Genomic DNA, 23631 nt, shown 5'->3' on the forward strand with positions numbered 1-23631 from the left:
GCGGCCCACAAATTCGAAATCTGTTTTAGGGGAAGTGCATATGTCTGCTGTGATCCAACGCAGCCACCTGGATTGGCTGGAATCGGAAGCAATATTCATCCTGCGCGAGGTGGCCGCCGAAAGCGAGAAACCCGTGCTGCTGTTCTCGGGCGGCAAGGACTCCGTGGTGCTGCTGCGCCTGGCCGAGAAGGCCTTCCGGCCGGGACGCTTTCCGTTCCCGCTGATGCACATCGATACCGGCCACAACTTCGACGAAGTGATCGCCTTCCGCGATGAGCGCGCCGCCGAGCTGGGCGAGACCCTGATCGTGCGCAGCGTCGAGGATTCGATTGCGCGCGGCAGTGTGGTGCTGCGCCGCGAGACCGATTCGCGCAACGCCGCCCAGGCCGTGACGCTGCTGGAGGCGATCGAGGAATTCGGCTTTGACGCCTGCATCGGCGGAGCGCGCCGCGACGAGGAGAAGGCCCGCGCCAAGGAACGCATCTTCTCGTTCCGCGACGAATTCGGCCAGTGGGATCCGAAGGCGCAGCGCCCGGAACTCTGGAACCTGTTCAATACCCGCGTGCATCGGGGCGAGAACATGCGCGTGTTTCCGATCTCGAACTGGACCGAACTGGACGTCTGGCAGTACATCCAGCGCGAGCAGCTGGCGCTGCCGTCCATCTACTACAGCCACCAGCGCGAGGTCGTGCGCCGCAAGGGCCTGTTGGTGCCGGTCACGCGGCTGACTCCGCCGCAGGACGGCGAGCAGGTCGAACGCCTGCAGGTGCGGTTCCGCACGGTGGGGGACATCTCCTGCACCTGCCCGGTGGCGTCCGACGCCGCCGACACCCGCGCCATCATCGCCGAAACCGCGGTGACCGACATTACCGAGCGCGGCGCCACGCGCATGGACGACCAGACTTCCGAGGCCTCGATGGAGCGCCGCAAGAAGGAAGGCTATTTCTGATCGCATGACACGCCGGCATCCGCCGGCGACCAGGAACGCACATGAACGCACTAAACGATTCTTTTCTTTCCGGCGCCGACACGGGCGTGTTGCGCCTGATCACCGCGGGCTCGGTGGACGACGGCAAGTCCACCCTGATCGGCCGCCTGCTGTATGACAGCAAGGGCGTGTTCGCCGACCAGCTGGACGCGATCTCGCGCGCCAAGCACAAGCGCGTGGCGGGCGATGGTATCGATTTTTCGCTGCTGACGGACGGCCTGGAGGCCGAGCGCGAGCAGGGCATCACGATCGACGTGGCCTACCGCTATTTCTCGACGCCGGCGCGCAAGTTCATCATCGCCGATGCGCCGGGGCACGAGCAGTACACGCGCAACATGGTTACCGGCGCGTCGACGGCGGATGTGGCCGTCATCCTGATCGACGCCACCCGCGCGGCCGACGGCGTGCTGCTGCCGCAGACCAAGCGCCACAGCACCATTGCGCGCCTCTTGGGCATCCGCCACATCGTGGTGGCGGTCAACAAGATGGACCTGGTGGACTGGGACCGCGCCGTCTTCGAACGCATCCGCGACGCTTATGCGGACCTGGCGGGCAAGCTGGGCATCGAGCACTTCGACGCCTTGCCGCTGTCGGCGCTGAACGGCGACAACGTCGTCACGCTGTCGCCGCAAACGCCCTGGTACGAAGGACAGCCCTTGTTGGCCCTGCTGGAATCGCTGGACCTGGCGAGCGACGGTCGCGCCTTGCCGCTGCGCTTTCCGGTGCAATGGGTGGCGCGCCATGATGGCAGCCGCAAGGATGACTTCCGCGGCTATGCCGGCCGCGTCGCAAGCGGCGTGCTGCGGCCGGGCGACGAGATCACGGTGCAACCCTCGGGCGTGACGGCGATCGTGAGCGAAGTGCGGGCCTTCGACCGCGCGCTGGATGAAGCGGTGGCGGGCGACTCGATCACGCTGGTGCTGGATCGCGACGTGGACGTGTCGCGCGGCGACGTGATCGTGCATGCGTCGGCGCCGGCGCAGGTCACGCGCGAGTTCGAAGCCGAGCTGTGCTGGCTCGATGCGCAGGCCTTGAATCCGGCGCGCAAGTATCTGCTGAAGTCAGGCACGCGCCTGACCTCGGCGAAGATCCGCGCGGTGCTGTCGCATCGCGACATCCACGAACTGCAGGAAGTGGAGAACACCGAAGGCACGCTGCGCATGAACGACATCGGACGCGTGACGATCACCACGCGCGAGTCGCTGGCGGTCGATCGCTATGCCGATGTGCCCGCGACGGGCGCGTTCATCCTGATCGACGAGGCCACGCACCAGACTGCTGCGGCAGGCATGTTGCGCTAATCCGCAAGAGGACGAAAAACAACGGGTCTGCAGCCCTGCAGAACCTGTTGTTTTTCTGCTAGATCAAGCATTGGCGCGGGTTTCCGGGCGATCTCGTCTGATGAAATCGATTTGTCCGGACGGCGTCGGCGTCTTGCGGTAAAGTGGGGCTGTCTTACGAAAAGGCTTTTGGTGCTTGTCAAAACCACTGTGTTTTTGTACAGTAGTTTTCATGGCACGCACCGATCATTCTTTTCTCGCCGGTTCTGGGTCCCCGGCTGCCGCCCCCGCCGCCTTGCGCGGTCGGGGTGCGGTTACTAATGTTCGGCATCGCTTTCAGCGCGATGACCGCGTGCAGGTCGACGACGGCTGGTCTTCCTCCGGTCTGCCCGCCGACTTCGTAGATTCCGTCCCCGATAATTTCCCCGAAGCAGCCTCCGGCGAGCCAACGGCTGCCCGCGTCATTCCCATCCTGCCGGATGCGCGCATCGCGCCGGCCGCTCCCAAGACCACGGTCACCGCCGAAGAAGCGCGCAAGATGCTGTCGCGCAACGATTCGCCGGACATTCCCTTCGACGTCGCGGTCAATCCGTACCGCGGCTGCGAACATGGCTGCGTCTATTGCTACGCCCGGCCCACCCATTCCTACCTGGGCCTGTCGCCCGGGCTGGATTTCGAAACCCGGCTGGTGGCCAAGGCCAATGCGGTCCAGGCCCTGCGCGCCGAACTGGCGCGGCCCGGCTACAAGCCGTCTCCCATCAACATCGGTTCCGCCACGGACGCCTACCAGCCCATCGAACGCGAATGGCGGCTGACCCGCGGCCTGCTGGAACTGATGCTGGAAACCCGCCATCCGCTCACCATCGTCACCAAGAACGCGCTGGTCGCCCGCGACCTGGACCTGTTGGCCGCCCTGGCCGAGCAGAAGCTGGTGGTGGTGTACATGAGCATCACCACGCTGGACGCCGGCATGGCCCGCACGCTGGAACCGCGCGCAGCCGCCCCATGGCGCCGGCTGGAAACCGTGCGCAGCCTGACCGACGCCGGCGTGCCGGTGGGCGTGTTGGTGGCGCCCATCATTCCGTTCATCAACGACGAGTCCATGGAACACATCCTCCAGGAGTCCAAGGCGGCCGGTGCGCACTACGCCAGCTACACCGTCCTGCGCCTGCCCTGGGAGGTCAAGACCCTGTTCGAGGACTGGCTCAACGCCCATTTCCCGGACCGCGCCCAGCGCGTCCTGCATCGCATCGAAGACCTGCGCAATGGCCGCCGCAACGACCCCAATTTCGGGTCGCGCATGCGCGGCACCGGCGTGTGGGCCGATCTGCTGCGCCAGCGCTTCACCATCGCCACCCGCAAACTGGGCCTGAACCGCCACCGGCTGGCCTTGGATTGCGACCGCTTCCTGCCCCCCGCCGCATCGGCGGGGGCTGCCGATTTCCTATCCCCGGTTGGCGCGCAAGCGTCTTCAGGGGTCCCTTTTTCTGCCGTATCGCCCGCAGCCGGCGGCGCGCACGGGCGCGCAGCGCGCCAGTTGCAAGCCATGGCCGCAGGCCAGTTGTCATTGTTCGATTGACCGCCGGCTGTCGCCGCGGATGCCTGCCGGGGGGCTACGCCCTGGAGCTGGACCATCTTTGCTAGGAGTTCCCTATGAACACCGCTGATATTTCCGTCTTGTCGGACGAGCTCGTCGTCACGCTGAACCCGCTGCGCCGCGGCACGAACCGCGCTCGCGCCTGGTGCGCCAGGGTGGCAGGCATGGCGCTGCCCTGGAACACGTCAGCGGCCGGTGTTGAACCGCGCCGTCGCGTGCGGCCCGGTTCCGCACCGGCTCGCTGGCCGTTTCCGCCGGTGCCCGCCGAAGCGGACGCAGTGACCGGCCAGGCTGTCGTCGCGCCGGTGCCGATGCCTGCGCCTGCAGTTCCGGTTGCGCCGGCCGCGCGCGAGCGCTGCCTGGGCAACGCCACGGTGGAGCCTGTGACGGCTCAGGTCACCATGAAGGCCATGGTGATCGATGTGGTGATGGTGTTGGCCTGGGGCGCGATCATCCCCGGACTGATGTGGCTGGGTGCGGCCGCGGGCTTCTGAGCGGAACAGGGCTCGTCAGCTCGAACCCAGCAGAATGACGCCCGCCAGGATGGCCAGGCAGCCGGCCAGCCGGCCCGGTCCGACTTTTTCGCGCAGCAGGAACATGCCGGCCAGGGTGCCCAGCATCATGGACATTTCCCGCGCAGGGGCCACCAGGCTCAGCGGCGCGCCGTTGCGCAGGGCGTACAGCACCAGAATGTATCCCAACGGCGACAGCAGGCCCACGGCCAAGGCTAGATGCCAGTGTCCACGCATGGCCTCCCAGGATTGGGGGCGGCGGCGCAGCATGTGGGGGGCCATCATGGTCGTGCGGGTGACGCACGTAAACCAGTCGAACAACACGGGGCTGATCAACAGCACCTTCACGCCATAGGCGTCGACCACGGTGTAGGCCGCGATGAACAGGCCGATCACCACGCCCCAGCGCACGCCCACCCAGGCCTGGGCCTGCTTGAAGATGGCCAGGCGGCCCTGGGTCGCGATCAGCAGCACGCCGCCCACCACGCAAAGCATGCCGATGATGCCGGTGCTGGTGGCGGGTTCGCCCAGCAGCAGAAAGGCGCCGGTGGTGGACAGCAGCGGCCCGGTGCCGCGGGCGATGGGGTAGACCACCGACAGGTCGGCCACCTGATAGCCCCGTTGCAGGCACAGGCTGTAGCCCAGATGCAACAGGCTGGAGGTCAGGATGGCGGCGACCACTGGCCAGCTCCAGGTCATGCCGTCGTGCAACAGCACCCAGATGACCCACGGCGCGTACAGCACCGAGGCGCACAATCCATAGGCGAAGACGAAGGGAGCGCCCACCATGGCCGCGCGCTTGGCGAGCAGATTCCACGTGGCGTGGGCCATTGCCGCCAGGACGACCAATATCAGGGACGAATACGACATGAAGGAACAGCGCCAGATGACGTGTTTGTTACAGAAGACGGAAGGGTACTCCAAACCGCGAGAACCGGGGTCATGTTACCTGATGCCCGGAGCGATTTTTGGTGTAGAATCATTGGTTTGCCAAATCTCATCCTCTGCTTGCGGCACATGCAACGGGAGCTGGCCCTACCGCCAGTTGGCCGTGCAACACGCGACGGATGCGGGCTTGTGCGTACAGCGCAATCCTGCGGAAGCCGCGTGAACAACATCGAACGGCAAAAGTTTTAGTCCGCAAAGACATGATGATCTAGGAGTTCTCATGAACCTTATCGCTATCCTGGAACAGGAAGAAATTGCCCGTCTGACCGGCGGTCAAGCCAAGCCTGAATTTGCTCCTGGTGACACCGTCATCGTGAGCGTGAACGTCGTTGAAGGCACCCGCAAGCGCGTGCAGGCTTTCGAAGGCGTCGTGATCGCCAAGCGCAACCGCGGCCTGAACTCCGCGTTCACCGTGCGCAAGATTTCGTCGGGTGAAGCCGTGGAACGTACGTTCCAGCTGTACTCGCCGCAAATCGCCGGCATCGAAGTCAAGCGCCGCGGCGACGTGCGCCGCGCCAAGCTGTACTACCTGCGCAACCGCTCGGGCAAGTCGGCGCGTATCAAGGAAAAGCTGGTCAGCAAGCAAGCCCCGGCGGCTTGATCGCTTATCGGCACACGGCCCTACCAGTGTCGGACGCTCACGCCATCCAGCGTTTTCGTTCGGCACGGGTTTCCGGGTTAAAAAGGCACCTGCGAGGGTGCCTTTTTCTTTTTGCAGAGTCTTTTGCAGAGACGTATGTCTGATTCCTCGTTTTCCCCGCGGCCCCGGCGGCCGCTGGCGCGTCCCGGCTTCGATCCGGCGACGCAACCCTGGGTGGTGGCCAACGCGTCCTTGCCGGCCGTGCCCGCCAGCCTGTTGACCCCGGATTTGTTGCGGGGCACGCTCAGCCAGCCGTCCACCTGGACGCTGGAGCTGTCGCGCGACACCGACCTGCGTTATCCGGGCCGCGAAGGCGTGCCCGTGCCAGCGGCCGTGCTGATTCCGCTGGTGACGCGCGACAACGGCGTGCACATCATGCTGACGCAGCGCGCCGCTCACCTGCATGACCATGCCGGCCAGATCAGCTTTCCGGGCGGGCGCATCGAAACCAGCGACTCCACGCCGGAGGCCGCGGCCTTGCGCGAAGCGCAGGAAGAAACCGGGCTGCCCGCCAATCACGTGGAAGTGCTGGGCAGCATGCCGCCGTATCTGACGGCGACGGGCTTTTCCATCATTCCGGTGGTGTCGCTGGTGCGTCCGGGCTTCGACCTGGCGCCCGATGCCTTCGAGGTGGCGGAAGTGTTCGAGGTGCCGCTGTCCTTCCTGATGGATCCCGCCAACCACCGGCTGTACGAAGCCCGCCTGGACGACGGCCGGGTGCGCCAGTATTACGGCATGCCTTATGGCAAGCATTTCATCTGGGGCGCGACGGCGGGCATGCTGCGCAATCTCTACCACCTGCTGCGGCACGGCTTCACGCCGCGTTGATGCCTTCCGGCGCTTTGCGCCATCAATGAATACGGCCCCTGGATGGGGCCGTATTCATTGCGGAATCGCGTTCGGTTTGGCGCTTCAGGCCTTGCGCAATGGGGCGCCTAGTAGCGCTGCTGCCCGGCCAGGTTCTCTTCCAGGATGCGCTGGTACAAGGCGTAGCGCGCCGGATCGATCGCGCCGGCTTGCAGGGCCGCCACCACGCCGCAGCCGGGCTCCTGCCGGTGGGTGCAGTTGTAGAAGCGGCACTGCTCGATGGGTTTGGTGAACTCCGGGAAGCCGCGGATGATGTCCTCGCGGCTCAGATGCTGCAGGCCGAAGGCCTGGAAGCCCGGCGAATCAATCAGGTCGCCGCCTGGCGCGGGCAGGTGATAGAGCCGCGTGCTGGTGGTGGTGTGCTTGCCCATGTCCAGCGCGGTGGAGTGTTCGCGGGTAGGGGCGGCGGCGTCCGGCACCAGGGCGTTGAGCAGCGTGGACTTGCCCATGCCGCTCTGGCCCAGCAGCAGGCTGGTGTGTCCGGCCAGGCGCGGCGCCAGCAGCGTATGCACCTTTTCGGGCTCCCGCGCGCTGAGTTCGATCACGTCCACGCCCAGCGCGGCGATCGGCGCCAGCCGCGCGCGCGCCGCGGGCAGTTCGTCGGCAAGGTCGGTTTTGTTGAGGATGATGATGGGCGCGATGTCCGCGCTCCAGGCGCCGGCCAGGGCGCGTCCGGTCAGGTCGTCCGAAAACGTGGGCTGCACGGCGACCACGATCAGCAGCTGGTCGACGTTGGACGCGAACTGCTTGGAACGCATTTCGTCCGAGCGGTACAGCAGGTTGCGCCGCGGCAGGATGGCGTCGATGGCGCCTTCGTCCTTGCCCTGGGGCGTGATGCGCACGCGGTCGCCCACGGCGGCGCCTGCCTTCTTGCCGCGCGGGAAGCACTTGCGCAGCGTGCCGTCGGCGAGCTCCACCGTGTAGTGGCGCCCGTGGGCGGCGATGATGCGGCCTTCGTTGGGTCCGGCTGCCGGCGCGGTCATGCGGCGGCCGCCGTCAGGTGGCGGATGCGCACGGCGGCGGGGGGATGGCTGTCGTAGAAGGCGGAGTGCACGGGGTCGGGAGTCAAGGTGGCGGCGTTGTCGTCGTAGAGTTTGACCAGCGCGGACACCAGGCGTTCCGGCGAGCTCTGTTCGGCCGCGTAGCGGTCCGCTTCGAACTCGTCGCGGCGCGAGTACCAGCTGGCCACGGGCGTGAGCATGAAAGTGAAGACGGGGATGACCAGGAAGAACAGCAGCAGCGCCATGGCGTCGTTGCGTCCGCCCAGCTGCGGCATGACGCCCAGTCCCACGTAGAACCAGGGTTGCTGCGAGATCCAGCCCAGGATGGCGAAGAAAACCAGCGCGGCTGCGAAGCTGAAGACGATGCGCTTGACGATGTGGCGCTTGGCGAAATGGCCCAGCTCGTGCGCCAGGACCGCCTCGATCTCGTCGCCGTTCAGGCGCGCCAGCAGGGTGTCGAAGAACACGATGCGGCGCGAGCGGCCGAAACCCGTGAAATAGGCATTGCCGTGGGCCGAGCGGCGCGAACCGTCCATCACGAACAGGCCGTTGAGCGCAAAGCCGCAGCGCTGTGCCAGGCGCTGGATGCGTCCGGCCAGCTCCGGGTCGGACAGCGGCGTGAATTTATTGAACAGCGGGGCGATGAACATCGGGTAGATGATCAGGAGCGCCAGGTTGAACGCCGTCCACAGCGCCCAGGCCCACACCCACCAGTAGGCGCCCGCGCTGCCCATCAGCCAGAGCACCGCGGCCGCCAGCGGCAGGCCCAGCACGGCGGCCACCAGCAGGCCCTTGACGGCGTCGGCGACGAACAGGCCCGGCGTCATGCGGTTGAAGCCGAAGCGCGCTTCCAGTTTGAACTGCCGCCACAGGGTGAAGGGCAGGCCCAGCACGCCCAGCAGCAGCGCCACCACGACCAGCAGCAGCATCTGCCGCAGGAAGTCGTTGTCGGTAAGCTGGGCCACCAGCAGGTCAATGAGCTGCAGCCCGCCCATCAGCGTCAGGCATACCAGCAGGATGGCGTCGTAGGTGCGTTCCAGCATGCCCAGCTTGACCCGCGCCACCGTGTAGTCCGCCGCGCGCTGATGGCTGGCCAGGCCGATACGATGGGAGAATTCGGACGGCACCTGGTCGCGGTGGAGCGCGACGTGGCGGATCTGCCGCGTAGCCAGCCACAGGCGCACGGCGATATCGGTCAGCAGGAAGGCAACGAACAGCAGTGTGAACATGGGCGATGCGGTGTGCTCAAGTAGGTGTGTGCGAAAATCGTGTGTTTTACCGTCTGGCGGTTCCAAGGCAGGAAGCGCTCCGTTGGGGGCAGCAAGCCGAAGGCGCGGCGCCGGGGTATTCCTTATAGGCAAATTATATGGCTGTGAATGAAAACCGCCTGGTCTGGCTGGACATGGAAATGACCGGCCTGGACCCCGAGAAAGAACGCATCATCGAAGTCGCCGTGGTGGTGACGGAGCCCGACCTGACCGTCGTGGCTGAAGGCCCCGTGCTGGTGGTGCACCAGCCCGACAGCCTGCTCGATGCCATGGACAGCTGGAACAAGTCCACCCACGGCAAGAGCGGCCTGATCGACAAGGTCAAGGCCTCCACCATTTCCGAGGCCAAGGCCGAGGATACGCTGCTGGCGTTCCTGGCGCAGCACGTGCCGGCCGGCAAGTCGCCGCTCTGCGGCAACACCATCAGCCAGGACCGCCGCTTCATGTTTGCTTACATGCCGCGCCTGGAGCAGTTCTTCCACTACCGCAACCTGGACGTGAGCACGCTGAAGGAACTGGCGCGCCGCTGGGCGCCGGCTGTGTACAAGGGTTTCGAAAAGAAGAGCCGCCACGAAGCGCTGGCCGACATCTACGAGTCGATCGATGAACTCAAGTACTACCGCGAACACTTCCTGAAGGTGTAAGCGGTACCCGCCCATGCCCGCCGCCCCGTCCGCCTGCGAGCCGCTCATCGGGGATCACCCGTCGATGGCGGCCCTGCGCGATCTGGTCGGCCGGGTCGCGCGCAGCAAGGCCAGCATCGTCCTGATCTACGGCGAAACCGGCACCGGCAAGGGGCTGGTCGCCCGCAACCTGCATGCGCAGTCGGCGCGCGCGGCCAAGGGCTATACCGAGATCAATTGCGCCGCCATCCCGGGCAATCTGCTGGAATCCGAACTGTTCGGCCATGAACGCGGGGCGTTCACCGGGGCGGTGGCGCGCAAGACCGGGCTGCTCGAAGCGGCCAATGGCGGCAGCGTATTCCTGGACGAGATCCGCGAGCTGGATCCGGTCATGCAGGCCAAGATCCTGACCCTGCTGGACAGCCGGCGCTTCCGCCGCATCGGTTCGGTCCAGGAAGTCTCGGTCGATGCGCGCTTCATCGCCGCCACCAACAAGATCCTGTTGGGGGAAGTGCAGGCCGGGCGCTTCCGCGACGACCTCTATTACCGACTGCAGGTGGTGTCGATCAACCTGCCGCCGCTGCGCGAGCGCGGCGACGACGTCATCGTGCTGGCGCAGCGTTTCCTGGAACGCTACAACGCCACTCACGGCAGCCGCTTTACCGTCATCGATCCCGAGGTCCAGCGTATCTTCAAGGCCTACGCCTGGCCGGGCAATGTGCGTGAACTCAGCAATTTGCTGGAGCGGATCTGCATCCTGGAAGACGGCGACACGGTGCTGGCGCGCCACCTGCCGCAGCGCATCCTGCGCGAAGCGGGCAAGTCCGCGCCCGCGGCCTCGCCCGCCGCAGCCGGCAGTTATGCCGAACTCTCCGCGCAGTTCCAGCGCGGCCTGATCCGAGCGGCCTTGCAAGCCCAGGACGGCAACCTGGGGCGCGCCGCCGAGTCCCTGGGGCTCACGCGGCACGCCCTGCGCCACCAGATGCTCAAGCTGGGGCTGGACGGCTGAAGACTATTCCGCGCTGATGTTGTGCTTGCGCGCAATGCCTTGCCACTGCGCCAGCTCCTCGCGCACGCGCGCGCCGAATTCGGCGCTGTCCATGCGCGACGGCACGGTGCCGTCCAGATCCAGCAATGCCTTCATTTCCGGCGAGGCCGAGATGTCGACCAGCGCGGCGTTGAGCTTGTCGATGTAGGGCTGCGGCGTGCCCGCCGGCGCGAACACGCCCACCCAGATCTGCACCGAGTAGCCCGGCAAGGCCTGGGCGGCCGGCGGCAGGTCGGGGAAGGCCGGCGAGGGAGCCTGCGCCGTGGTGGCCAGCAGCTTGACCTTCTTGCCCTGCACCACGGGCGCCAGCGTGCTGTAGTTGGACAGCATCACGTGGATCAGGCCGCCGGCCAGGTCGGAGGCGGCATTGGCCGCGCCCTTGTAGGGCACGTGCGTCATCTCCGTGCCCGCCGCGTCGTCCAGCATGACCGTGGCCAGATGCGCCAGCGAACCGACGCCGGCGCTGCCGTAGTTCAGGGCGCCCGGCTTGCCGCGCGCCGCTTCCAGCAGCTGCTTCAAGGAGGTGTAGGGCGTCTGCGCCGAGGCGGCGATGACCAGCGGCCCCTGTCCTATCATCGCCACCGGCGCGAACTGCTTGAGCGGGTCGTAGGGCAGGTGAGGCTGGGTGGCGGCGGTGGTCAGGAAGGTTGACGAGGTCAACAGCAGCACCGAGCCGTCCTTGGCCGAGCGGGCCACGTACTCGGAGCCGATGGCGCCGGCCGCGCCGCCGCGGTTTTCCACGATCACCGTATTGCCGAGGCGGGCCGCGAGTTGCGGCGCGATCGCGCGGGCGATCGCGTCATTGCTGGCGCCGGCGGTGAACGGCACCACGATCTTGACCTGCTTGGGCACATCCGTCTGGGCCGCTGCCGCGCCGGCCAGCAGGGAAGCCGCCAGGAACAACATTGTTTGCATGAGCGCTTTCATGATCGATTCTCTGGGAGAGCGAGGGTTGGGGCGGGCGCCGGACGCGGCGCCCGCGGCGTTCAGTCCGGCATGGGGACAGCGACGTCCAGCAGCGGCGCGTACTGCTGCGCGCCGAAGATGTCGCCGTCGCCCGCGGATCCGCTGGGAGCCAGCCGGTAGATCGTGAACTTGATGGCCAGGCCGGGATCGTAATGCACGAAGTCCGAGATGCGGTTGTCGTCGATGCGGTACAGGGCCGCCATGCTGGCGCGCGTCAGCGCGCCGGAGCGCTTGACCGCCTCGTAGGTCGCCGGCTCGCGGAAGATGATGTCGAAGGTGATCTTGTTCACGCCCGCGTTCTTGCTGCGGATGGTCTTGGCCAGGGTGCTGAGTTTCTGGGTGCTCATGGTCTTGCCGGCTCAGGCGCCAGCCTCGGTGAGGTGGGTCGGGAAGAGTTCGCCGGCGTCTTGCACCGGCAGCGTGTGGTTCAGGGTCCAGCGGTAGGCGGCGCTGGTGCGCACCACCTCGTCCAGCGGGAACGACACCGAACCGGCCGTGCCCTTCACGTCGGGCAGGCGGGCGTAGAACATCTGGCGCAGGCCCGTAAGCGTCAGCTCCTCGGCCATTTCGGCGGTCGGCGCCACGCCCTGGACCATGACGCACAGCTCATGGCCGGGCTGGTCGCGCAGCGGCTCCAGCTCGCCCATGACACCGTCGCGCCCGTAGACCTTGTAGTGCAGCTCATAGCCCGAGTCGCCGAAGCGTTCGCGCACCTTGTCGCGGGCCCAGGCGATGACGCGGTCGACGTTGGCGATGGTGTAGGGATCGCGTATGCCGCAAAGCCCCATGTAGCGTTCGCCGACCTTGCCGGAGCCTTCCAGCTTCACGCGCACCTGGGCGGCGGGTTCGAAGCGCGAGCCGGTGATGCGGGTGGTTTTCTCGCTCAGTTGCTCGTAGCGGCATTCGGCCATGTCCAGCCGGCCGCCGGCGAAGAATTCTTCGTAGGGATTGGAACGCTCGTACATCGCGTGGCCCGCGACCGACGCGATGGTGCAGCGCTGGTCGGGATGCATGGCCGTGACGCGCACGTCCTCGGCCGAGATTTCGCCCATCACGGTTTCCTTGCCGCCATAGGGTTCGGCGCAGAACGAGGCGCACTCCAGGACCTTGCCCAGGTAATAGGCGCGGTCGGCGTCGTAGCCCTGGTGCAGGGCCGGGGCGGCGAACACGGCCGCGTCCGAGCTGCGGCCGCCGATGATGACGTCCGCGCCCGCTTCCAGCAGCTTGATGTAGGGATGCACGCCGGCCACCGCCACGATGCGGTCGCTGGCGTCGAGCTCGGCCTCGGTCAGGTCGGCATAGCCGTCCAGGCCCGCCACCTGCTGGCCGTCGCGCAGCGCGCGGCGCACGCGCTCCTTGTCGACTTCGGAATAGAAATAGCCGATCTTGAACGGCGCCAGCTTGTGCTCGGCGGCGATTTCCTTGATCAGGCGCACGTACAAGTCGACCCGGCTGTTGGAGCCGGTGTCGCCGGCAGAGCCGATGACCATGGGCACGCCCAGCTTGCGCGCGGCCAGCAGCATCTGTTCCAGGTCGTGGCGCTGCCAGGCTTGCGGGCTGGTGGACGTGTCGGAGCCCAGCGGCACGGGACCCACGTCGTCGCTGCCCGAGTCGGCGGCGATGCAGTCCGGCCCGGCGGCGACGCCGAGCTGGAAGCTCTCGGTGCGCAAGGGGGCGAATCCTAAGTGCCCGTTCGGGCAGATGATGCTCATGGAACGCATGGGTGTAGTCTCTTTCAGTTGAGTCGTCCGGTCTCGCTCGTACCGGCCATGACTACAACGCAAGATGCGTGCCAGCCGGCAAGACGCGAAAATCCCGCGAATTTGCTGGGCTGGCGGCGCAGTTCCTTTGAATATGCGGGTAAATTTTCACGCAATGCGTGAGTTTCACACATAAAAAGCGATGCCATCTTCATACTCGGTCGCCCGGATCCGCGACGCCGAACGCCAGGCCCTGGCCGCCGGCAGAAACTTGATGTCCCTGGCGGGGGCGGCTGCGGCCCGTTACGCGGCGGCGCAGGTCGGCCCGGGGGCGAGGGTACTGGCGCTGGCGGGGCCAGGGAACAATGGCGGCGATGCGCTGGAAGCCGCGGCCGGCCTGCGCGCCATGGGGCATGACGTGCGCGTGCTGTTGCCGTCAGGCCCGCAGCGCCTGCCGGCCGATGCCGCCCGCGCTTATGCCGGCTGGCTGGCCGCGGGCGGTGAAACCTGGTCAGAGCTGGAACCGGGCTTCGTGCCGGAACTTGTCATCGACGGCCTGTTCGGCATCGGCTTGAATCGCCCGCTGGGCGCGGACTGGCAGGCGCTGGTGGACACGGTCAACGCCTGGAGCGTGCCGGTGCTGGCGCTGGACGTGCCCAGCGGCATAGACGCGGATAGCGGCGAGGCGCTGGGGCGGCCCATCCGGGCGCGCTGGACGCTGTCGTTCATCGGCCGGGCGAGGGGGCTGGAACGGCCAGGCCCGGGACGCGACGCCTGCAGCGTGTCGGCAGTGGACACGCTGGGCGTGACCATCGCCCCGCAGGCCTGATCCGAAGGGCTCGTCTTGGCGTCTTGACTTAGGCGGGCTTGCCGCCGAAGCGCGAAGCGATGTCGGCCGCCAGCGGCGCGTAGCGTTCGTTGTCGCGGCCGGCCAGCGCATCCAGATGCGCTTCCGACGCGTCGAACACCTGCCAGTAGATGCGGCCGCAGATCTCGCGGGCGGCATGGCCGGGCCAGTCCTCGGGCAGCATCGGGCCCGGCAGTTGCGGGTCATGCAGGACGATGCGGCGCCAGCTATGCAGCAGCATGACCCGCACGATGAACGCCTCGGCGGGCGCGGGCGGGGTTTCCAGCAGCTTTTCCAGCGGACCGAAATTCTTGGAGAACTGGCGATACTGCTCGGCCAGTTCGTCCAGGTTCCAGCATTGCGAGGCCAGGCTGGCTATCGGCAGGCCGCCCGCGCCGGCCAGGTCGCGCGCCGACAGCACCAGCGCGCGGTCGGGGATGCCCAGCTTTTCCAGGATGTCGTGCGCGGCGCTCGCCTCGGTGTGCGGATGCGCGAACAGTCCGGGCGCGATCATGCCGAAACCTTCCCAGACCAGTTCCCGGCGCAGCTCGGCGCGTTCGGCCAGCCCGTTGCCGGTGCGCGGCAGGGCGACCAGCGTCCATTCGCCGTTCCATTCCTGGGGCGGGCCGACATAGATGCGCTGCGAGGCGTGCGCGGTGTGGCGCAGGCCCTGCTCGGAAATCAGGTAGAGGCTGCGCCGCCCGTGGCGTTCCGACTGCAGCCAGTTCTGCGCCACCAGGCGGAACACGCTGGTGCGCAGCAGCCGTTCGTTGATGCCCAGCGGAGCCAGCAGTTCGATCAGGTCGCCCAGCCAGATGGCGCCGCCGTGCGGCGCCAATGCGTCCCCAAGCAGGCTGACGCAAAGCGATTTCGCGCGCGGCGGATCGTTCTTGATCAGGCGTGACAGAAAGCGGTCCAGGGGCGACTGAGGGTTTGCCATTAGAGGGGGCCGGGGCGGCCGATATCGGGATCCGCAATATGATACATAAATCCAATGTGATACAGATTTGAGTTTGACAATGAATTTTTTGTATTAAATAATCCGCCTATGACATGACGGCACTGCGCAACGTTTGCTTTGCGTTTTCGCAAACCGTCTTCAAGGAGACAAACATGTACGCTCAACTCGTCGAAACCGGCGTCAAGCAGGTCAAGACCGCGGACCAGCTCGAAGGCCGGGAACAGACGTTCCAGCGCCGGATCGACGACGGCGTCCGCATCGAGGCCAAGGACTGGATGCCGGACGCCTACCGCAAGACGCTGGTGCGCCAGATTTCCCAGCACGCGCACTCCGAAATCGTCGGCATGCTGCCCGAAGGCAACTGGATCACCCGCGCGCCTTCGCTCAAGCGCAAGGCCATCCTGCTGGCCAAGGTCCAGGACGAAGCCGGCCACGGCCTCTACCTGTACAGCGCCGCGGAAACCCTGGGCGTGTCGCGCGACGACCTGATCGACGACTTGCACGCCGGCCGCGCCAAGTACTCCAGCATCTTCAATTACCCCACGCTCAGCTGGGCCGACATCGGCATGATCGGCTGGCTGGTCGACGGCTCGGCCATCATCAACCAGATCCCGCTGTGCCGCTGTTCCTACGGCCCCTATGCGCGGGCCATGGTGCGCGTCTGTAAGGAAGAGTCCTTCCACCAGCGCCAGGGCTACGACCTGCTGATGCAGATGTGCCTGCACGGCACGCCCGAGCAGAAGGCCATGGTGCAGGACTCGCTGAACCGCTGGTGGTGGCCCGCGCTGATGATGTTCGGCCCGTCCGATGCCGACTCGCCCAACAGCGCCCAGTCCATGGCCTGGAAGATCAAGCTCTTCTCCAACGACGAGCTGCGCCAGAAGATGGTGGACCAGACCGTGCCGCAGGCCGAATACCTGGGCCTGAAGGTGCCGGATCCCGAGCTCAAGTGGAACGCCGAACGCGGCCACTACGACTTCGGCGAGATCGACTGGTCCGAGTTCTACGCGGTGCTCAAGGGCAATGGCCCCTGCAACCGCGAACGCCTGGCCGCGCGCGTCAAGGCGCACGAGGACGGCGCCTGGGTGCGCGACGCATTGGTCGCCTACGCCGACAAGCAGGCCGAGCGCAAAGCTGCCTGAGCCATCGTCCGCACACGACTCTTCTTCACCACCATTGCAAACCGGAGCGCGCGGCGCGCGCCCGGCATTCAAGGACATCCATCATGAGCAAAGACTGGCCCCTGTGGGAAGTGTTCATCCGCAGCCAGCACGGCCTGGCGCACAAGCACGTCGGCAGCCTGCACGCATCCGACGCTGAAATGGCGATCAACCACGCCCGCGACGTCTACACGCGCCGCAACGAAGGCCTGAGCATCTGGGTGGTGCGTGCCTCCGATATCGCGGCCAGCAGCCCCGGCGACAAGGATCCGCTGTTCGAACCGGCCAACAGCAAGGTCTACCGGCATCCGACGTTCTTCCCGATGCCCGAAGAAATCAAGCACATGTAGGACGGCGGGGGAGACATGGACAAGACTCTGTTTGAATACCTGCTGCGCCTGGGCGATTCCTCGCTCATCCTGTCGCAGCGGCTGGGCGCCTGGACCGGCCACGGCCCGATCCTGGAAGAAGACCTGGCGCTGACCAACACCGCGCTCGACCTGCTGGGCCAGGCCCGCATGTGGTTGACGCTGGCGGGCGAGGTCGAAGGCGCCAGCCGCGACGAAGACGCGCTGGCCTACCTGCGCGACGCGCACCAGTTCCACAACTTGCTGCTGGTCGAACGCCCCAATGGCAACTACGCGGACACCATGGCGCGCCAGTTCCTGTTCGACGTCTGGCACTACTTCCTGTTGCAGCGCCTGGAGCAGTCGACGGACGAGCGCGTCGCCGCCATCGCGGCCAAGGCCATCAAGGAAGTGACCTACCACGTGCGCCGTTCCTCGGACATGGTGGTGCGCCTGGGCGACGGCACGGCGGAAAGCCATGCCAAGATGCAGGCGGCCATCGATGACGCCTGGCGCTTCACCGGCGAGCTGTTCGCCGACGACGCCGTCGACCTGGACGTCGCCGCCCGCGGCATCGGCTGTGAGCTGTCGGCCCTGCGCCAGCCCTGGCTGGCGCATGTGCGCGAAGTGCTGGAAGAAGCCACCCTGACCGCGCCCGACGAAGCCGCCGCCAATCATCTGGCGTACCGTGGCGGACGCCAGGGCAGGCACACCGAGGAACTGGGCTACGTGCTCGCCGAGATGCAGTTCCTGCCGCGCGCCTATCCGGGAGCCACCTGGTGAACGCGCTGGCGCCCGTTTCCGCCGACCAGGTCTACGCCTGGCTGCAGGAGGTCCCCGATCCGGAGATCCCCGTGCTGTCCGTGGTGGATCTGGGCGTGGTGCGGGACGTGTCCTGGGACGGCGAGGCCTGTGTCGTGGTCATCACGCCCACGTACTCCGGCTGCCCGGCCATGCGCGAGATCACGCAGGACATCCAGCAGACCCTGGCCCGCCACGGCGTCGCCGAGGTCCGCGTGGAAACCCGCCTGGCGCCGGCCTGGACCACCGACTGGATGAGCGAAAAGGGACGCGAGGCGCTCAAGGGCTACGGCATCGCCGCGCCCGCCGAACGCGCCGTCGACATCTCAGGCATCAGCCGGCGCATGGCCGGCCCCGCCATCGCCTGCCCGCGCTGCGGCTCCAAAGACACGCGCCTGGTCAGCAACTTCGGGTCCACGTCCTGCAAGGCGCTGTATCGCTGCGTGTCCTGCCGCGAGCCCTTCGATTATTTCAAGACTCACTGAGAGCGGTTTCGCAATGAGCCAGAACCAATTCCATTCCCTGACGGTGGCCTCGGTGGCGCGCAACACGCGCGACGCCGTGGTCGTGACCTTCGACCTGCCCGAGACGCTGGCGCAAGAGTTCGCCTTCCTGCCGGGCCAGTACCTGACGCTGCGCACCGAGCTCGACGGCCAGGAACAGCGCCGCTCCTATTCCATCTGTTCCGCGCCCGACGACAAGCTGCTGCGCGTGGCCATTAAGAAGGTGGACGAGGGCGTCTTCTCCAGCTGGGCCAACCATGAGCTGCAGCCGGGCCAGACCCTGGAAGTCATGGCGCCGGCCGGCAACTTCACCGTCGACTTCGCGCCCAAGAACCAGCGCCACTATGTGGCGTTTGCCGTGGGCAGCGGCATCACGCCGGTGTTTTCCCTGGTCAAGACCGCGTTGTCGACCGAGCCCAACAGCAAGTTCACGCTGTTCTTCGGCAACCGCGCTTCGTCTGCGGTGCTGTTCCGCGAAGAGATCGAGGACCTGAAGAACCTCTACATGGAGCGTTTCTCGCTGGTCTACATCATGAGCCGCGAGACCCAGGACATCGAACTCTTCAACGGCCGCCTGGACGGCGACAAGGTCGACCAGCTGATGGCGGCCTGGATGAGTCCCGAGGATATCGATTACGCTTTTGTCTGTGGTCCGCAGACCATGACCGAAAGCGTGGTCGAGCGGCTGCAGGCCCGCGGTATTCCGAAGTCGAACATCAAGTTCGAACTGTTCGGCGCACCCAAGGGGCCGCGCGCATTGCGCACCGGCCAGGACGCCCGCCAGGCGCCCGGCAAGGGCCAGTGCGAAGTGACCGTGGTGCAGGACGGCCACAGCCGTATGTTCGTGATTGAAAAGAATAAAGACAGCGTGCTGGATTCGGCGCTGGCGCAGGGCATCGAACTGCCGTATTCGTGCAAGGGCGGGGTGTGTTCCACCTGCCGCTGCAAGGTCATCGAGGGCGAGGTGGACATGGACGCCAACTTCGCCCTGGAAGACTACGAAGTGGCGCGCGGTTTCATCCTGAGCTGCCAGAGCTTTCCGGTCAGCGACCGCCTGGTCATCGACTTCGACCAGGAAACCTGACCCGGCGCGCGCCAGGCAGATAAAACCATATCCATTTGGAGAGACGCAGTGTCCCAACAATTCTTCGAACGCCACCAGCCCCTGCTGGAACAAGCCATGGCCGCAGCCTCTCTGCGCGGCTACTGGAGCCCCTTTGCCGAGTCGCCCAGCCCCCGCAACTATGGCGAGACCGCCAACGACGAGGGCCGTGCCGCTTTTGAGGCGCTGCAAGGCAAGCCCTTCCCGCTGAACCTGCATGACGCCGACGGCACCGTGGGCGGCGAAAAATCGCCCTTCGGCTTCGACCTGGGCATCACCTACCCGCACGTGCCCGCCGACAAGCTGATCGCCGCCTCCAAGCGTGCGCTGGAAGACTGGCGCCGCGCCGGCCCGCGCGCCTGGGTGGGCGTGTCGCTGGAAATCCTGGCGCGCCTGAACAAGCGCAGCTTCGAGATCGCCTACGCGGTCCAGCACACCACCGGCCAGGGCTTCATGATGGCCTTCCAGGCCGGCGGCCCGCACGCGCAGGACCGCGGCTTCGAAGCCGTGACCTACGCCTGGCAGGAAATGTCGCGCATCCCCGGCGTGGCCGTCTGGGAAAAGCCGCAAGGCAAGAACGACCCGATCCGCATGGAAAAGCAGTTCACCGTGGTGCCGCGCGGCGTCGCGCTGGTGATCGGCTGCTCCACCTTCCCGACCTGGAACGGCTACCCCGGCCTGTTCGCCAGCCTGGCGACCGGCAACACCGTCATCGTCAAGCCGCACCCCGGCGCCATCCTGCCGCTGGCCATCACCGTGAAGGTGGCGCGCGAAGTGCTGCAGGAAGCGGGCTTCGACCCGGACGTGGTGCTGCTGGCCGCGCACGCCGCCGGCGATGACACCGCGCAGAAGCTGGCGCTGGACCCGGCGGTCAAGATCGTCGACTTCACCGGCAGCACCGCCAACGGCGACTGGCTGGAGAACAACGCCCGCCAGGCGCTGGTCTACACCGAGAAGGCCGGCGTCAACCAGGTCATCATCGATTCCACCGACGACCTGAAGGGCGTGGCCCGCAACCTGGCGTTCTCGCTGGCCCTGTATTCGGGCCAGATGTGCACCGCGCCGCAGAACATCTACGTGCCGCGCGACGGCATCCAGACGCCGGAAGGCCGCGTCAGCTTCGACGAGGTCGCGGCTGCCCTGGGCGCCGCGGTCGAGAAGGTCGGCGCCGATGCGGCCAAGGCCGTCGAGCTGACCGGCGCGATTCAGAACGAAGGCATCGTCGAGCGCATCGAGAAGGCCCGCGCGCTGGGCCTGCCGGTGGTGGCCGACAGCAAGGCGCTGACGCACCCGCAGTTCGAGAACGCCCGCGTCCGCACGCCGCTGCTGCTGCGCACGGAAGCCGGCAACGCCGCCATCAGCCAGGAATGGTTCGGCCCGATCGCCTTCGTGGTGGCAACCGATTCCACCACCCACAGCATCCAGCTGGCGCGCGACAGCGTCATCAAGCATGGCGCGCTGTCGCTGTCGGCCTACACCACCAGCGACGCCGTCGCCGACCAGGTGCAGGACGCGGCGGAAGTCTCGGGCGTGTCGCTGTCGCTGAACCTGACGGGCGGCGTGTTCGTCAACCAGACGGCCGCCTTCAGCGACTTCCACGGCACCGGCGCCAACCCGGCCGCCAACGCCGCGCTGTCCGATTCGGCTTTCGTATCCAACCGCTTCCGCGTGGTGCAAACCCGCCGTCATGTCTGAACGGGGCCGCTGACATGAGCTACCAGGATATCCAATTCGACCTGTCGGGCGGCATCGCCCGCCTGACGCTGAACCGTCCCGACAAGCTGAATAGCTTCACGGCCAACATGCACGGCGAAGTGGCCGACGCGTTGACGCGTGTGGAGACCGAGGGCGCGCGCGTGCTGCTGCTGACGGGAGCCGGCCGCGGCTTCTGCGCCGGCCAGGACCTGAGCGAGCGCAAGCCCGCCGCCGATGGCACGCCACCCGACCTGGGCGAGACCGTCGACAAGTTCTACGGGCCGCTGGTGCGCCGCGTCAACGCCTTGCCCATGCCTGTCGTGGTGGGCGTGAACGGCGTGGCGGCCGGCGCGGGCGCCAACCTGGCGTTTGCCGGCGACATCGTCATCGCCAAGGCTTCGGCCACGTTCATCCAGTCGTTCTGCCGCCTCGGGCTGATCCCCGACACCGGCGGCACCTTCGTGCTGCCGCGTCTGGTGGGCCGCGCCCGCGCCATGGGCCTGGCCATGCTGGGCGACAAGCTCAGCGCCAAGCAGGCCGAAGAGTGGGGCCTGATCTGGCAATGCGTGGCGGACGAGGAATTCGACGCCACGCTGGAACGCCTGGCCCAGCATTTCGCCGAGGCGCCGACCAAGGGTCTGGCGTTCACCAAGCGGGCCATGCAGGCCAGCCTGGGCAACGACCTGTCCACGCAGCTGGACCTGGAACGCGACATGATGCGCGAACTGGGCCGCAGCGCGGACTACGCGGAAGGCGTGGCCGCCTTCCTGGGCAAGCGCGAACCGCAATTCAAAGGGCAATGAGAATGAACGCACACGTTCCCGCGGTCGAAGTGCCGGCCGATCCCCAGGAGCTGGCGCAGGCCGTCGGCACCGTCATGTTCGCAGGCGATGCCGCGTCGCAGGGCCTGGACATGAAAGTCGAGGAAATGGCGCCGGGCTACGCGCGCCTGACCATGCGCGTGCGCGCCGACATGCTGAACGGCCACAAGACCTGCCACGGCGGATTCATCTTCGCCCTGGCCGACAGCGCCTTCGCCTTTTCCTGCAATTCGCGCAATGTCAGCACCGTGGCTTCGGGCTGCACCATCGATTACCTGGCGCCGGGTTTCGAAGGCGATCTGCTGACGGCGGTGGCGCAGGAGCGCTCGCTGGCCGGCCGCACCGGCGTCTACGACGTAACCGTGACCAACCAGGATGGGCGCAACGTGGCGTTGTTCCGCGGCCGCTCCTACCGCATCAAGGGCCAGATCGTCGGCGTCCCCGCGGACGCTTGAGGCAGCCAGCCAAGCAAAGCCATACGGCCGCGGGCCGGGCCGCGAGCGGGCAGGGCTTCCGCCCGCTGCGATCCGGCCCCGCGCAGAAAGAATTTCAGGAGAGAGATAACCATGTCCAACACCATGAGCAAGCCGGGGCTGGACCCCATCGAGCATGCCAGCCAGGATGAGCTGCGCGCGCTGCAGCTCGAGCGCCTGAAGTGGTCGCTCAAGCATGCCTACGAAAACGTTCCGCACTACAAGAAGGCCTTCGATGAAGCCGGGGTGCACCCGGACGACCTGAAGCAGCTGTCCGATATCTCGAAGTTCCCCTTCACCACGAAGAAGGAACTGCGCGAGAACTATCCCTTCGGCATGTTCGCCGTGCCGCGCGAGCGCATCTCGCGCATCCATGCCTCCAGCGGCACCACCGGCAAGCCGACCGTCGTGGGCTACACCAAGGGCGACCTGGACAACTGGGCCAACCTGGTGGCGCGCTCGATCCGCGCGGCGGGCGGCAAGCCCGGCGACACGGTGCACGTGGCCTACGGCTACGGCCTGTTCACGGGCGGTCTGGGCGCGCATTACGGCGCGGAACGCCTGGGCTGCACGGTCATCCCGATGTCGGGCGGACAGACCGAAAAGCAGGTGCAGCTGATCAACGATTTCCGTCCGGACATCATCATGGTCACGCCCTCCTACTTCTGCAATATTCTGGAGGAACAGCGCCGTCAGGGGATTGATCCGCGTCAAAGTTCGCTGCGCATCGGCATCTTCGGCGCCGAGCCCTGGACCGGGCAGATGCGCGCCGACATCGAGGCCGAAGCCGGCATCGACGCCGTGGACATCTACGGCCTGTCCGAAGTGATGGGGCCGGGCGTGGCCAGCGAGTGCGTCGAGACCAAGGACGGTCCCGTGGTCTGGGAAGACCACTTCTACGCGGAAATCATCAATCCCGACACGGGCGAGCCCGTGGCTGATGGCGAACCGGGCGAACTGGTGTTCACCTCGCTGACCAAGGAGGCGATGCCCATCATCCGCTACCGCACCCGCGACCTGACGCGCCTGCTGCCGCCGACCGCCCGCAGCATGCGGCGCATCGGCAAGATCACCGGCCGCAGCGACGACATGCTGATCGTGCGCGGCGTGAACATGTTCCCGACCCAGGTCGAGGAACTGGTCCTGAAGATCGCCCAGTTGGCGCCGCACTACCAGTTGGTGCTGTCGCGCACCGGCAATATGGACGAGCTGGAGATCCTGACCGAACTGCGCGCCGAGTTTTCGACGCTGTCGGATGCGGAACGCGCGAACCTTGGCAAGCAGTTGCAGCATGCGGTCAAGACGCATATCGGCGTCAGCGCCCGCATCCAGGTGTCGGATTCTGGCCATGTGGAACGCACGCTCACGGGCAAGGCGCGCCGCGTGATCGACAAGCGGCCGAAGTAGGCCCCCTCGCCGTGCCCGCTGCGCGGGCTAGCTGCCCCCCGAGGGGGGCGGATTCTTGTACGCAGTAGTCAAAAAG

The 23631-nt window shown here is 66.6% G+C and carries 26 protein-coding genes; 18 read left to right on the forward strand and 8 right to left on the reverse strand.

The annotated features are described in order from the left end of the window. Positions 1-40: 40 nt before the first annotated feature. A complete protein-coding gene (gene cysD, locus BRO63_RS08025; RefSeq protein ID WP_088139219.1) occupies positions 41-949 on the forward strand; it encodes a sulfate adenylyltransferase subunit CysD in 909 nt (302 codons plus the stop codon). 41 nt (positions 950-990) lie between these two features. Next, a complete protein-coding gene (locus BRO63_RS08030) occupies positions 991-2289 on the forward strand; it encodes a sulfate adenylyltransferase subunit 1 (protein ID WP_088139220.1) in 1299 nt (432 codons plus the stop codon). A 63-nt stretch (positions 2290-2352) separates the two neighbouring features. On the opposite strand, the gene BRO63_RS34155 is transcribed toward BRO63_RS08030, so the two are convergent. After that, entirely contained in the window at positions 2353-2502 is a 150-nt protein-coding gene (locus BRO63_RS34155) for a hypothetical protein (protein WP_179215055.1), read from the reverse strand. Here BRO63_RS34155 and BRO63_RS08035 point away from each other — a divergent pair. Then, entirely contained in the window at positions 2501-3847 is a 1347-nt protein-coding gene (locus BRO63_RS08035; RefSeq protein ID WP_088139221.1) for a PA0069 family radical SAM protein, read from the forward strand. The genes BRO63_RS34155 and BRO63_RS08035 overlap by 2 nt on opposite strands. A gap of 74 nt (positions 3848-3921) precedes the next feature. Then, positions 3922-4359 (forward strand): hypothetical protein, encoded by a 438-nt coding sequence (locus BRO63_RS08040; protein ID WP_088139222.1) that lies wholly within the window; start codon positions 3922-3924, stop codon positions 4357-4359. 15 nt (positions 4360-4374) lie between these two features. Here the strand turns inward: BRO63_RS08040 and BRO63_RS08045 are convergent, their stop codons facing one another. Beyond that, positions 4375-5247 carry a DMT family transporter gene (locus tag BRO63_RS08045; RefSeq protein ID WP_088139223.1) on the reverse strand — a complete coding sequence of 291 codons (873 nt, stop codon included), beginning with the start codon at positions 5245-5247 and terminating at the stop codon, positions 4375-4377. A 298-nt stretch (positions 5248-5545) separates the two neighbouring features. Between BRO63_RS08045 and rplS the strand changes: the two genes are divergently transcribed. After that, positions 5546-5926 (forward strand): 50S ribosomal protein L19, encoded by a 381-nt coding sequence (gene rplS, locus BRO63_RS08050; RefSeq protein ID WP_054423686.1) that lies wholly within the window; start codon positions 5546-5548, stop codon positions 5924-5926. A 135-nt stretch (positions 5927-6061) separates the two neighbouring features. Next, positions 6062-6793 carry a CoA pyrophosphatase gene (locus tag BRO63_RS08055; RefSeq protein ID WP_088139224.1) on the forward strand — a complete coding sequence of 244 codons (732 nt, stop codon included), beginning with the start codon at positions 6062-6064 and terminating at the stop codon, positions 6791-6793. 107 nt (positions 6794-6900) lie between these two features. Here BRO63_RS08055 and rsgA read toward each other — a convergent pair whose 3' ends face one another. Beyond that, a complete protein-coding gene (gene rsgA, locus BRO63_RS08060; protein ID WP_088139225.1) occupies positions 6901-7815 on the reverse strand; it encodes a ribosome small subunit-dependent GTPase A in 915 nt (304 codons plus the stop codon). Continuing rightward, positions 7812-9062 (reverse strand): M48 family metallopeptidase, encoded by a 1251-nt coding sequence (locus BRO63_RS08065; RefSeq protein WP_088139226.1) that lies wholly within the window; start codon positions 9060-9062, stop codon positions 7812-7814. Before BRO63_RS08065 ends, rsgA begins: the two co-directional genes overlap by 4 nt. A 137-nt stretch (positions 9063-9199) precedes the next feature. Between BRO63_RS08065 and orn the strand changes: the two genes are divergently transcribed. Both orn and BRO63_RS08075 read left to right on the forward strand, forming a co-directional pair. Further along, the gene (gene orn / locus BRO63_RS08070) at positions 9200-9745 is read left to right on the forward strand and encodes an oligoribonuclease (RefSeq protein ID WP_088139227.1); all 546 of its coding nucleotides are present in this window, start codon (positions 9200-9202) and stop codon (positions 9743-9745) included. Positions 9746-9758: 13 nt separating this feature from the next. After that, entirely contained in the window at positions 9759-10733 is a 975-nt protein-coding gene (locus tag BRO63_RS08075; RefSeq protein WP_088139228.1) for a sigma-54 interaction domain-containing protein, read from the forward strand. Positions 10734-10736: 3 nt separating this feature from the next. Here the strand turns inward: BRO63_RS08075 and BRO63_RS08080 are convergent, their stop codons facing one another. From BRO63_RS08080 to BRO63_RS08090, 3 genes are all read right to left on the reverse strand, one after another. After that, the gene (locus BRO63_RS08080) at positions 10737-11687 is read right to left on the reverse strand and encodes a tripartite tricarboxylate transporter substrate-binding protein (RefSeq protein ID WP_256943260.1); all 951 of its coding nucleotides are present in this window, start codon (positions 11685-11687) and stop codon (positions 10737-10739) included. Between the two features lie 71 nt (positions 11688-11758). Beyond that, on the reverse strand, positions 11759-12085 hold the full coding sequence (locus tag BRO63_RS08085; RefSeq protein ID WP_088139230.1) for a DUF4387 domain-containing protein: 327 nt from the start codon (positions 12083-12085) through the stop codon (positions 11759-11761). Positions 12086-12097: 12 nt separating this feature from the next. Then, on the reverse strand, positions 12098-13459 hold the full coding sequence (locus tag BRO63_RS08090) for an acyclic terpene utilization AtuA family protein (RefSeq protein WP_088139231.1): 1362 nt from the start codon (positions 13457-13459) through the stop codon (positions 12098-12100). 181 nt (positions 13460-13640) lie between these two features. On the opposite strand from BRO63_RS08090, the gene BRO63_RS08095 reads away from it, so the two are divergent. Beyond that, positions 13641-14267: an NAD(P)H-hydrate epimerase gene (locus BRO63_RS08095; RefSeq protein ID WP_088139232.1), complete on the forward strand. Its 627-nt coding sequence runs from the start codon at positions 13641-13643 to the stop codon at positions 14265-14267. A 28-nt stretch (positions 14268-14295) separates the two neighbouring features. On the opposite strand, the gene paaX is transcribed toward BRO63_RS08095, so the two are convergent. Beyond that, complete coding sequence (gene paaX, locus BRO63_RS08100; RefSeq protein ID WP_088139233.1) at positions 14296-15225, reverse strand: phenylacetic acid degradation operon negative regulatory protein PaaX; 930 nt, start codon at positions 15223-15225, stop codon at positions 14296-14298. Positions 15226-15398: 173 nt separating this feature from the next. Between paaX and paaA the strand changes: the two genes are divergently transcribed. The 9 genes from paaA (at position 15399) to paaK (ending at position 23555) form a co-directional block, all read left to right on the forward strand. Then, positions 15399-16388 carry a 1,2-phenylacetyl-CoA epoxidase subunit PaaA gene (gene paaA, locus BRO63_RS08105; RefSeq protein WP_088139341.1) on the forward strand — a complete coding sequence of 330 codons (990 nt, stop codon included), beginning with the start codon at positions 15399-15401 and terminating at the stop codon, positions 16386-16388. Between the two features lie 83 nt (positions 16389-16471). Continuing rightward, positions 16472-16756 (forward strand): 1,2-phenylacetyl-CoA epoxidase subunit PaaB, encoded by a 285-nt coding sequence (gene paaB, locus BRO63_RS08110; RefSeq protein ID WP_088139234.1) that lies wholly within the window; start codon positions 16472-16474, stop codon positions 16754-16756. A 15-nt stretch (positions 16757-16771) separates the two neighbouring features. Beyond that, positions 16772-17536: a 1,2-phenylacetyl-CoA epoxidase subunit PaaC gene (gene paaC / locus BRO63_RS08115; protein ID WP_088139235.1), complete on the forward strand. Its 765-nt coding sequence runs from the start codon at positions 16772-16774 to the stop codon at positions 17534-17536. Continuing rightward, positions 17533-18039, forward strand: coding sequence for a 1,2-phenylacetyl-CoA epoxidase subunit PaaD (gene paaD / locus BRO63_RS08120; RefSeq protein ID WP_088139236.1), 507 nt, complete (start codon positions 17533-17535; stop codon positions 18037-18039). The genes paaC and paaD overlap by 4 nt, the downstream gene beginning before the upstream one ends. Before the next feature lie 13 nt (positions 18040-18052). Continuing rightward, entirely contained in the window at positions 18053-19141 is a 1089-nt protein-coding gene (paaE, locus tag BRO63_RS08125) for a 1,2-phenylacetyl-CoA epoxidase subunit PaaE (RefSeq protein WP_088139237.1), read from the forward strand. 48 nt (positions 19142-19189) lie between these two features. Continuing rightward, positions 19190-20854, forward strand: coding sequence for a phenylacetic acid degradation protein PaaN (gene paaN, locus BRO63_RS08130; protein WP_059379298.1), 1665 nt, complete (start codon positions 19190-19192; stop codon positions 20852-20854). 14 nt (positions 20855-20868) lie between these two features. Next, a complete protein-coding gene (paaG, locus tag BRO63_RS08135) occupies positions 20869-21657 on the forward strand; it encodes a 2-(1,2-epoxy-1,2-dihydrophenyl)acetyl-CoA isomerase PaaG (RefSeq protein ID WP_088139238.1) in 789 nt (262 codons plus the stop codon). A 2-nt stretch (positions 21658-21659) separates the two neighbouring features. Then, a complete protein-coding gene (paaI, locus tag BRO63_RS08140) occupies positions 21660-22130 on the forward strand; it encodes a hydroxyphenylacetyl-CoA thioesterase PaaI (RefSeq protein WP_088139239.1) in 471 nt (156 codons plus the stop codon). 111 nt (positions 22131-22241) lie between these two features. Beyond that, positions 22242-23555, forward strand: coding sequence for a phenylacetate--CoA ligase PaaK (gene paaK / locus BRO63_RS08145; protein ID WP_088139240.1), 1314 nt, complete (start codon positions 22242-22244; stop codon positions 23553-23555). Positions 23556-23631: the final 76 nt, after the last annotated feature.

The organism is Achromobacter xylosoxidans, from assembly GCF_002192695.1.
In the GTDB taxonomy this organism is placed as follows: Bacteria; Pseudomonadota; Gammaproteobacteria; order Burkholderiales; family Burkholderiaceae_B; genus Achromobacter; species Achromobacter xylosoxidans_C.